This is a genomic window from Streptococcus mitis, from assembly GCF_005144795.1.
GTDB lineage: Bacteria > Bacillota > Bacilli > Lactobacillales > Streptococcaceae > Streptococcus > Streptococcus mitis_BB.
In genome coordinates, this window is the sequence record NZ_SWFJ01000034.1 from 1 (window position 1) to 624 (window position 624).

General features: G+C 48.4%; 1 protein-coding gene. It reads right to left on the reverse strand.

The window, feature by feature from the left end:
• Nucleotides 1-624 (reverse strand): hypothetical protein (locus FBF73_RS10055; RefSeq protein ID WP_206146684.1); only part of this gene is annotated, 624 nt, incomplete at both ends.

Below are 624 nucleotides of genomic sequence, written 5' to 3' on the forward strand. Positions count from 1 at the left end.
CGTCAGCAAGTACGTCAGCTTCAACGAGCGCAAGCACGTCAGCAAGTACATCAGCAAGCACGTCAGCAAGTACGTCAGCTTCAACGAGCGCAAGCACGTCAGCAAGCACATCAGCAAGTACATCAGCTTCAACAAGTGCAAGTACATCGGCTAGCACGTCAGCAAGTACGTCGGCTTCAACAAGTGCAAGTACATCAGCAAGCACATCAGCAAGTACATCAGCTTCAACAAGTGCAAGTACATCAGCAAGCACGTCAGCAAGTACATCAGCTTCAACAAGTGCAAGTACATCAGCAAGCACGTCAGCAAGTACATCAGCAAGTACATCAGCAAGTACGTCAGCAAGTACATCAGCTTCAACAAGTGCAAGCACATCAGCAAGTACATCGGCTTCAACAAGTGCAAGTACATCGGCTTCAACAAGTGCAAGCACATCAGCAAGTACATCAGCATCAACAAGTGCAAGTACGTCAGCAAGTACGTCAGCTTCAACAAGTGCAAGTACATCAGCAAGCACATCAGCAAGTACATCTGCTAGCACGTCAGCATCAACAAGCGCAAGCACATCAGCAAGTACGTCAGCTTCAACGAGCGCAAGCACATCGGCTAGTACGTCAGCTTCAA